At 59.0% G+C, this 9,595-nt stretch carries 7 protein-coding genes and 4 pseudogenes; 4 read left to right on the top strand and 7 right to left on the bottom strand.

Annotated features, from left to right (window positions below):
• The first annotated feature begins 134 nt into the window (after positions 1–134).
• Positions 135–629, top strand: a complete 495-nt coding sequence (locus LC354_RS24250) for a DUF1214 domain-containing protein (protein ID WP_223428548.1) — start codon at positions 135–137, stop codon at positions 627–629.
• A 39-nt stretch (positions 630–668) separates the two neighbouring features.
• On the opposite strand, the gene LC354_RS24245 is transcribed toward LC354_RS24250, so the two are convergent.
• The 6 genes and pseudogenes from LC354_RS24245 to LC354_RS24220 form a co-directional block, all read right to left on the bottom strand.
• Positions 669–884, bottom strand: a complete 216-nt coding sequence (locus tag LC354_RS24245) for a hypothetical protein (RefSeq protein WP_223428547.1) — start codon at positions 882–884, stop codon at positions 669–671.
• Positions 885–899: 15 nt separating this feature from the next.
• Entirely contained in the window at positions 900–1,076 is a 177-nt protein-coding gene (locus LC354_RS24240) for a hypothetical protein (RefSeq protein WP_223428546.1), read from the bottom strand.
• A pseudogene (locus tag LC354_RS24235) lies at positions 1,073–1,561 on the bottom strand (YcbK family protein); the annotation flags it as partial. The gene LC354_RS24240 and the pseudogene LC354_RS24235, both read right to left, overlap by 4 nt.
• Before the next feature lie 42 nt (positions 1,562–1,603).
• The gene (locus tag LC354_RS24230; protein ID WP_223428545.1) at positions 1,604–1,933 is read right to left on the bottom strand and encodes a phage terminase small subunit P27 family; all 330 of its coding nucleotides are present in this window, start codon (positions 1,931–1,933) and stop codon (positions 1,604–1,606) included.
• Positions 1,934–2,012: 79 nt separating this feature from the next.
• Positions 2,013–3,253: pseudogene (locus LC354_RS24225) on the bottom strand (site-specific DNA-methyltransferase).
• A gap of 339 nt (positions 3,254–3,592) precedes the next feature.
• Positions 3,593–4,360, bottom strand: coding sequence for a phage/plasmid primase, P4 family (locus LC354_RS24220; RefSeq protein ID WP_263289591.1), 768 nt, complete (start codon positions 4,358–4,360; stop codon positions 3,593–3,595).
• 58 nt (positions 4,361–4,418) lie between these two features.
• On the opposite strand from LC354_RS24220, the pseudogene LC354_RS24215 reads away from it, so the two are divergent.
• Together LC354_RS24215 and LC354_RS24210 are read left to right on the top strand one after the other, a co-directional pair.
• Positions 4,419–4,553: pseudogene (locus LC354_RS24215) on the top strand (DUF2924 domain-containing protein); the annotation flags it as partial.
• Positions 4,550–5,673 (top strand): annotated as a pseudogene (locus LC354_RS24210) (recombinase family protein). The pseudogenes LC354_RS24215 and LC354_RS24210, both read left to right, overlap by 4 nt.
• Positions 5,674–6,406: 733 nt before the next feature.
• Here the strand turns inward: LC354_RS24210 and LC354_RS24200 are convergent.
• Positions 6,407–8,302 (bottom strand): DUF3604 domain-containing protein, encoded by a 1,896-nt coding sequence (locus LC354_RS24200; protein WP_223428544.1) that lies wholly within the window; start codon positions 8,300–8,302, stop codon positions 6,407–6,409.
• A gap of 62 nt (positions 8,303–8,364) precedes the next feature.
• Here LC354_RS24200 and LC354_RS24195 point away from each other — a divergent pair, with 62 nt between their 5' ends.
• A complete protein-coding gene (locus tag LC354_RS24195; RefSeq protein WP_223428543.1) occupies positions 8,365–9,066 on the top strand; it encodes a Crp/Fnr family transcriptional regulator in 702 nt (233 codons plus the stop codon).
• Positions 9,067–9,595: the final 529 nt, after the last annotated feature.

Raw genomic sequence — 9,595 nt, 5'->3', positions numbered from 1 at the left:
CATGACCGCTGAGACATAATCAAGGGTGGGTCAAATCTCGGTGAAAATACCGGGTCACTTCTCAGCGAAAATCAACAGTCTATGCTTCACGTGAGCCTGATATCCGCTATTGGCCGGAGCGGCAGTGGGAAAAGATGTTTGTGCGCAATACCGAGTTCACCCGGGACAGCGGCGCCAATGACATCGATGCCCGCACGCTGTGGCACTACCAGGCGATTGTGGTTTCGCCCAACCTTCTGTCGACCACCCCGGGTGTGGGGACGGCCTATCTCACGTCCTTCAGGGATGCGAATGGCGGGTTTCTTGACGGGAGCAAGTCCTATCGGCTGAACGTCCCTGCAAATACGCCGGTCAAGCGGTTCTGGGCCGTAACGGCCTATGATCCAGCCACCCATGGTCTGTTGGCATCGGACTGCCAAATCACGGTTGGCAGCCAGACCGACCCCGTGGTCAACGCGGATGGGTCGGTGGAACTGTATTTCGGTCAATCTGCGCCAGAGGGATTCGAGGCGAACTGGATCAAGACCGACCCATCCAAGAGGTTCTTCTCAGTTTTCCGCCTCTACGGCCCACTTGAAGGCTACATCGAAAAAACGTGGGTTCTGAACGACTTCGAATTGATAGAGTGATGTCCGCAGGATTCATTGAAGCGCGAGTTGCGGGAAGATTTACGACCCCGCCTGTTCCCGGATCACCGGATCACAGCCCATCATCGCGACGACGGCCGATTCCTCCGTTAGTTGAGCCAATTCCTCGGCCGCTTGCACCTGAAACTCCCTGCTGTATTCCACGACGGGCGGACATGCCGCCACGCTGCCTGCCTCAAAACCCGCCGTTAGCCGGTCAACCAGCTTGTCGCGATTGCGAGGGCGGTGAGCCGTCACCACCAACATCCTTCGTCAGACCACATTGGTTTTCTCCGTAGTTTCGAGATGTTCAGCGATCCGGCCGACGCGTTCGCCGGAGCGGCGGTTCGAAAGCAGGAACAGTATGATGGTGAGCGCGATTGCACCGTTGCGTAGTGCGGCCGTCGTCCATGGGTTGGAACCGATCCTGCCGAGCAAGACGGCAGTCACCGCCGCCCCTGTTTCCAATCGTCGAGCCGGGTGTAGATCGTGACCGCGATCCCACCGAGCGCCACGGCAATGAACATCCAGCGGAGTGTGTCGAGATATGGCACCAGCGGAAGAACTGCAGACTGAGTTTCCGCGAGGACGCATTGCGCAACCTCGACCCCGGCCGCGCCCAGCGTCGCAACCCCGGCCGCCCCGCCGCCCTTCATTGTGCGGCTTTGCGCCAGTACCTCGCGCGCGGGCGGCGCGTCCTCGGCGAATGAGGTCACTCGGATGGGGAACCCCTCACCCCACTGCCGCGCCGGGCCAAGATCAACATGGATGAAGCCTGAGCGCGGGTAGACGCCGAAACCGATGAACCCGACCGCCCCCGCCGCCGCTTCAAAGGCCACCGGGTTGTGGTTTGACATGGCGATATCGAAGGCCGCGCCATCGATGTGTTTCGACAGCGTTGCGCCACCAACCGCACGGTTGTGCTCATTAGTCCGTCATGTGGACATTCGGCACGGGTTTGCGTCCGCGGCGCGCCATCACGCGATCCACTCGTCCAGGGCCGCGAAGGGATTTGGTTCTGCCGTCACGTCCAGTCCAGACACGCGCGTGCGCGCAGATGGTGTCAGCCCGAACTCTGCCGCATAGCGCACCATGTCGGCCATCGCCTTGTTCGCGGTCCCGACCAGCGGGTTCTGGATGAGATTGCCGCTTTTGGTCCGGATGACCAGTCCGTCTGTCACCGCGTCCTTTGCTGCCATGAGGGCCAACGCGGTCTCCGCCGCATTCCAGCGACCATAGGCCTGACAATACGCCGCCAACGCGCCGCGATCGAGAACGGAGAGGATCTTCAGTGCCGTCAGTTCCACCACCACACGGTCCTACTCGGCACGGGCAGCCTCCGTCAAATGCCCGGGCGCACCCGGTGTCGCGACCTCCGGCTCTGGCTCATGCCGCCCTCCGCGCGTCCGAGACATCCGTGAAGGCACGTCCGGATCCCGCGAGATGTGCCTGCTTGTCGCTGAATTCCTGCCAGCGCTGGTCTGCGACATCGACATAGACCGGATCCTGCTCCATTGCATGACACTGCCATCCACAGCTCTCGGCTGCAATCAATGTTGTTCCGGACCCCGAGAAGGGTTCGTAGACCGCTTGGCCGTGACTGGAATTGTTCAGCATCGCGCGGCGCATGCATTCCGCCGGCTTTTGCGTGCCATGCACCGTGGCTGCGTCCTGATCGTGGTTCGGAATGGACCAGAGCATCGTTTGCTTGCGGTCGCCTGACCAGTGCCCCGTGCCCCGCACGGCGTACCAGCAAGGCTCGTGCTGCCAATGATAGTGCCCCCGGCTCAGGACGAGCCTGTCCTTGGCCCAGATGATCTGGCTGCGGATATCAAAACCGCTGGCAATCAGGCTCTCGGCCACGGTCGTTGCATGGAGTGCGCCATGCCAGACATAGGCCACCGCGCCTGCAAACAGCGCCCAGGCATCGCGCCAGTCAGCCCGGTCGTCATTCAGGACCTTGCCGGTACGTTTGGTTTCCGAGGCCCCTGCCCGGTTGCGCCACTCCGGATCGTACATCACGCCTTAGGATGGATCAGTCACCATCAGATGCGGTTTGACGCCGTCCAGCAAACGCGCGACCGCAGACGGGTCCGTGGCGTCGCCGCACATCAGCCGGTGCGCGCCCAATTGCCAGATATCGCCGGTACGTGACACCGGATCGGCAGGAACCTCCGGCGTCACCTCCTCTTTCGGATCGCCGGACTGAAGCCCGAACAATGCATCCAACTCTGCCCCCTCAAAGCCAATGTCCGCCAGATCAACACCGAGGTCCGACAAATCTGTCAGTTCCAGCGAGAGCAGATCCCGGTCCCAGCCCGCATGCTCCGCCAGCTTGTTGTCGGCGAGGATGTAGGCCCGCTTTTGCGCTTCACTGAGATGCGCCAGCTCGATGACCGGCACCGTCGCGAGCCCCAGCTTGGGGCCGCCAGCACCCGGCCATGCCCCGCAATGATGCCACTGTCGCCGTCCACCAGAACCGGGTTGTTGAAGCCAAACTCTCGGATCGACCCGGCGATCAGCGCCAACTGCGCCTCACTTTGGGTCCGCGCGTTGTTGGCATATGGGATGAGAGTATCGACCGACTGCTGCTCGATCGCCTGCGCGCCGGTGTTCTCGTTCTTTATTGCAGTTTTTCTCTGCCGACCGGACAAGGCGAGCCCCCCTTCCGAATAAACCGCGCCTTTTAAGCGCCTCGCCTGAAGCATATCAAGTCTCTCACCCCATTGTAATCCTGACAATAATTCGCATATCCCGCCAATAACCGACAGGACGGATGCAGGTCCATTCCAAGACCAGGCGCATACAATGTTGACGTTGGCGCTCAGTTGAGACCAAAATCCTTAGGTTCGTGGCCGGGCGGCCACCGACAGCGACGGTGACAAAGGTGACAGTTTTTCAGTTATCTAGCGTATAGTGAGGTCAGAAACGCCATACGTAGGATAGTCTGTTTTTCGTCACCTTTGTCACCCTGGCCGGAATCTGAGACCGCGAAGCCCGCGCTGCCGCTTGTTGCGCGCATCCTCAAAGCCCCGCTGCCGCAACTCCTTGATCAGCGTTCTTTGGGTCCAAGAACCGAGGCCTTGGCGTTCGCTCCATTGGTTGAACCGGAAGATAAGGTCTTCAGAGGCAACAAAAGCAAGCGGATCAACTGTCGTTTCGTCGGTCAGAAACTGACCGACAGTATCTTCCTCGTCGAAATACGCCGCTGATGCTAGCGCAATGGAGGGCGGCACGTTTAAACCCTCGCGCTGCCAGGCGAGCGCACCGTCGATGCTCCAACGCAAGATTGCCGGGCCCTCCGCGCGCAGCTTCTCTGGCAGGCCTCGGTCCCGGCGCTCCGGTGGAACAGTGACCTCAAAGGGGACGAGAACAACACGGCTGCGGATCGCCTCATCCACGCCTCGAAAAGACGGCTGCGTATTGCCTGCAATCATCAGGGTCAGTTGCGGATCGAAATCGAAGTAGTCCTGCCGCATGAACCGCGCCGTCAATCGGTCGCCGCCAGTGAGGTCCTTGATCGTGGCCTCGTCCCAGGTCTTGCCCCGCGGAAGCTCAGATGCGACCGCCAGACGCGCGCCGTGCAGACCCGCGACATCAGTGGGATGCCGTTCGGTCTGGGAATGAAGGAAAGTCGTCGCAGCAACACGCCGACCGTAGTCGCCCCAGATATCCAGAAGCGTGTTCAGGAAAACCGACTTGCCGTTGCGCCCCGCTCCATGCAGAAACAGCAGCTTGTGTTCATCCGTGCTACCAGTGAGCCCATATCCTGCGGCCCTTTGCAGGAAGCCTACGGTCAGCGCCGACGGTGTCGACTGGCAGGGCCGCCCTTACAAATCGCTTTCCGTCATTGCCCACGCCATTACCGGCACGCGCTGGAACGGCTGGGAGTTCTTCGGCCTGAAAAATCACCGGAGGGGCGCATGACCAAACCCATCGTCAAGAAGCTGAGTTGCGCTGTCTACACCCGGAAATCCTCCCAGGAAGGACTGGCGCAGGAGTTCAACAACCCCCACGCCCAACGGGATGCATGCGAGGCATACATCGCCAGCCAACGGTCAGAAGGCTGGGTGCTGGTGCGCGATCAAATTGACGACGGTGGCATCTCCGGCGGCACGTTGGAAAGACCCGGCCTGAAACGCCTGCTCGCGGACATCGAGGATGGATTGGTCGACGTGGTCGTGGTTTACAAGATCGACCGCCTGTGGCGGCCGCTGATGGATTTTTCCAAGCTGATCAGGGTGTTTGACCGAAACGACGTGACCTTCGTTTCGGTCGCTCAGTCCTTCAATACCACGACGTCCATGGCAGTGTTAACACTGAACATTCTTCTGTCCTTTGCCCAATTCGAGGCGAGGTGACGACCGAACGCATCCGCGACAAGGTCCGCGCCAGTCGCATGAAGGGCATGTGTATGGGCGGCGTGCCCCTGCTGGGCTACGAGGTGAAAGACCGCAAACTGATCGTAAAAGAAGCCGACGCCGCCAATGTCCGCTGGATTTTTGCCCGCTTCATCGAAATCGGCTCGGGCACGGAACTGGCTCGTGAACTGGCGGCACGGGGCATTAGACCAGCCGTGGCGACCGGATCGACAAGAAGTACCTGTTTCGTCTGCTGAACAACCGCGCCTACATCGGCGAGGCCGTCCACAAGGGGACCAGCTATCCCGGCGAGCATGACGCCATCATCGACAAGGGTGTCTGGGACATGGTTCACGCCATCGTGACGGAAAGCCCCCGTAAGCGTGCCGCGCGCAACCATGCCGACACGGCAGCATTGCTTACAGGGCTGCTCTACGGCCCAGACGGGGCGGCCTTCTAGCCGACCCAAACCCGGAAAGGCGGCGAGAGTGGCCGACGCCTTCGAAGCCCTGACCCGTCTTGACGCGCTCTGGGACGAACTCTTCCCCGCCGAGCAGGCGCGCATCGCGACACTGCTGGTCGAGCGGATCGGCATCGGCATAGAGGGGCTCAACGTCCGCCTCCGGGTCGACGGTCTGACCGGGCTGGCGCGCGAAATGATGGCTGATCTCGGAACGGCGGCATGACCCGCGCGACGCCAGCACCGGAAACGGTGACAGTTTACATTCCGTACCGAGTGGTGAAGCGCGGCGGCCGCAAGGAGGTGCAACTGCCGGACGGAGCATCCAGCCAGAGAAAGATAGATAACACTTTGGTCAAGGCACTGGCACATGCCTTCCGCTGGAAGCGAATGCTGGAGTCGGGGAAGTTCGCAACAACCAAGGAATTGGCGGCCCATGAAAAGATCGGGCACTCCTATCTCACACGCGTCTGCGCATGCCGCTGCTCTCGCCCAATATCGTGGAGGCGATCCTGGACAGGCGACCGGATCCGGGAATGACGCGCGCGCAGATGCTGGAACCGTGTCCAATGAATTGGGATGAACAACGCACCCTATTCGCCATCCAACGCGATTGATCCGCCAAACCGGCAAAGCACATGATCGGCCCAAAACGGTCACTCAGTGCTGCCCGTCATTGCTGCGGTCGCAGCCCGCATCGCAGTCATTCGCCGCAAGAGCAAAGCCTAGCTCGAACTCACAGTTCGTGGACAAAGTTGGCTTTCGCTGATCAGGCTCCAAAGTCCGGTGTCGACGCCTACCGTTCATAACTCCGCAGTACGCAAAAATACCCAAAATGCGTCTATGATGCCGATTTCATATCCGGCGAAATGGATAATCCCTTCTTTTTGACCGCGCAGCCATGGATATCCTCCGTTGCTTCTGGCGTAGGATGACAGGTACCGAATTAAACACCGTAATTATCTTCGCGGCGTGTACCAGATCGGCGATGTATAGGCTCGGTCCTGCACGGTCATCGGTGTTCCATCGGGCATCTCAATGTCGAAGAATTTCGCATCATAAGCGGTCCAACGTGGTGTTGGAATCTCGATCACACGAACATAGTAGAACGCCTTCAATACCGGGTCGAACTCGGGGTCTTGCCAATATCCGCCCAACACTACTTCGCCGATCGTGTTCGTCCATGAAGCATCGGCCACATCGACCGTGTCGCCGACTGCGCCATCACAAGCCCCGTCTACAATGTCCCGGCCAGCGCAGGCAATATCCCAGATCTTTTCCTGAGTTTGCCCGGCGGCATCCAGCCAACCCTTGATAATCTGAATACGGTCAAGATTGGCACCATCTGGATCACGCAAAGCGCGCACCATGAAATTCGGCGTCGCACCTTCCGGGCCGGGCCGAAGATCGCCCCCCATCGGCACGCCGCGCGCGTAGCCTTCGCGTGCAAAGTCAGGTCGGCTCACTTCGTCTTCCTCGAAATCCCAACCGCCGAATACCCGGACCCGGAGGCGCGTTCCGGTTGTACCGAACACCTCCTTTCGGGCGAAAGCGTCCCAGATTGCTTCGCGGGTGTTTTCGGTTGCCCAGACGCCCGCAAGCCCGGAGGCTCCAAGGTCGATGTCATAAATCGAATATTGCGGATCGACCGTGCTTTCGATCAGAACGCCGTCACGGCGATGCGGCGAGGGCTCAACGATATAGGCCTTGCCGAACCAATTTTCTTCGCGCGTTGATGGCAGGGCTGCGTGGGAATCCGTGGCACCGATCATGCCGAACTTGAAGGGGTTCACACCCAGTTCCGCCTCCAGCGCAAGACCATCCTTCAGCGCCTCACGGGCATATTCGGTGCGGATCATCTCGGGCGTCTTCGGCACAGTGCCGTTCAGGTTCGAGGCATCCACGATTTCAAAGTCTGCGAAAGCATCATCCGGCGACAAGAGCGGATGCGCTTCGCCGGTGCCCTTGGGCTGCGTGGCCTCGTACACGGGTTCCCACTTGTTACGGCGCGTGGCATATTCTTCGTCGAAGGGATCTCCGTCGAGCGTTTCCAACTGGAACATCAGGCCGTTGGAAAGATTGCCATTGTGCGGAATAGCCAACACACGACCGCCAGTGCGGTCTTCATAGTTTTCCAAATAGGTCCAAAGATCTTCGGGATCATCGCTGTCGAGCGCCGAGAAAGGTACAACCTGACGCGTTCGGTCGGGCCCATCGCGGAAAATGACATTCCGGTGCAGGTTGTTTCCATCGGGGCCGGAGGTCCACTCGTATCCGATGAAGGTGGTGAAGACACCAGGCTCGTAGTAACGCTCGGCGTTTTCGATCACCTTTTCCCAGACCTCCGACACCATCTCCGGGCTATCGATCTGATCTTCGCCACGTCCGTTGGCCGCAATCCACTCAATGAAGGCGTCATACCCATTTCCGGCCTTTACCATTTCATACCAGCGTCGACCGCCTTCGGACTGTAGAACTTTGGGATCACCGCGATTGAGATAGTCCGATAGCCCCATGTTCTCGGCATGATCTGCGACAACTACGAAATCATGGGGGCGAATGAGTTTGAACGGGCCTGCAGTCTGGCTTTCAACCACGTCGCCCCGCGCGGCCCGGTAAGCTACATCCGGCCCGACGGTTGTCCCTGCCATACCTGCATCCGCAGACCATGCCGTATGCAGATGCGTATCCCCGAAATACACGTTTTGTGGAAAGTGATCGTTCGGATAGGGCGAATAAGGAGTTTCGGGGGAACGATGCTCCTCCTCCGAGACAGAGATGTCCTGCGCAGCCAACGTCACAGCGAACATCGGAATTGTCACAACAACTGCGAAGGAACGTTTAACAAAGTTCATCAAGAATCTCCCTTTCCACTTCTCCTTGCATAACCCAAGCGGGCCGGTCAAAATGACCAGCGATGGTCAATAAGCAAAATAAAAATCTCACAGATCGTGAAAAATCGATCCTCGAGACGCACGGATGGCTATCTGCTCAGCCGCATAGATTTCGCACGGCTGTTCTGAGCGAGGCTGAATTACTCACTTTCGGTCCGGGCGAGTCGATCTATCGGTTGGAAGATGCGCCGGGTGGACTCTACGCGGTATGCGACGGTTTCATCGATGTCATCATTGCGCTTCAGCCAGACCTGCCGCAGCTTGTTCATGTCGCGCGTCAAGGTTGGTGGGTGGGCGATGCCGCCCTCATAACGGATACGCCTCGACGTGCCGCGCTGACAACGCGTACCGCTGCAACAATAGCATATGTCCCGAAGGCGTCGCTTTTGGACATTTGTGCAACCGAACCTGAAGGCTGGCGTATGGTCGCCAGACTTTCGGTTGGAATGTTCGATCATACACTCGCTATGATGAGCGCGTATCGCCTCGATACGGCGGAGGCTAGAATTGTCGCTGTACTTCGGGCGCTGTTGGGTGAGGGCCAGATTTTTGGCCACGCTGACGAAAGTGATCCGGTAGTATTTCCTCTCTCGCAATTGGATGTTGCCGATTTGACGGGACTGTCGCGCAACGCTACCGGCCCGGTGTTGCGGCGGTTGCAGAGGAGGGGCGCAGTCAAACTTGGATACCGACAGTTTTCAATTGTTGACCGTAGCCTGCTCTGAGGGCTTGGAACCAGAATTGCTTCCTTCTCGATTCCCAACAGTGGTCATTCGTGGTTGGTGCCGCATTTTACACTTTGGGCTCTCTACCGCCGTTAGATCGGTCGCACCAAATCCGGTAGAGGGATCACAGGCCGCTGTCGTGGACGGCCCAATGCTGCCGCTTGTCGGACAAGTTTTTTGCTGCGATGCGGCCCGTCGAACCTGCGCTTCGATACATGAGCAAAGCCTAGCATCACTCGACCTCAAAGACTGCGGGACTTCCCAGACCTTGACACTGATCGGTCAAATTGCGGCGTCCGATCCTCAACCACCGTCGATAACAAAGGCGCTTGCCACTCCGTAGTTTTTCAAGCCGGCCAGCAGCTTGTCGCTGATGTGTTTGCACCCTGCCCGTCGGCAATTTGGTGCTCGGTAAGATTTCTGTCGCCATGCACCCCGACCTAAACCATTTGTTAGGCAGCACACCCATTAATTCTTGTTTGATTGCATAGTTTTGTGATTCAGTTTCGTTCAAACAACGGGCGGGAGG

It is taken from the genome of Tateyamaria pelophila (genome assembly GCF_019966495.1).
In the GTDB taxonomy this organism is placed as follows: domain Bacteria; phylum Pseudomonadota; class Alphaproteobacteria; order Rhodobacterales; family Rhodobacteraceae; genus Tateyamaria; species Tateyamaria pelophila.
This window is presented reverse-complemented; position numbering and strand designations above follow the sequence as displayed.

Coding starts and splice junctions, on each gene's coding strand:
- LC354_RS24250 (WP_223428548.1), top strand. CDS start 135: ATGTTTGTGCGCAATACCGAGTTCACCCGGGACAGCGGCGCCAATGAC.
- LC354_RS24200 (WP_223428544.1), bottom strand. CDS start 8,302: ATGAACTTTGTTAAACGTTCCTTCGCAGTTGTTGTGACAATTCCGATG.
- LC354_RS24195 (WP_223428543.1), top strand. CDS start 8,365: ATGGTCAATAAGCAAAATAAAAATCTCACAGATCGTGAAAAATCGATC.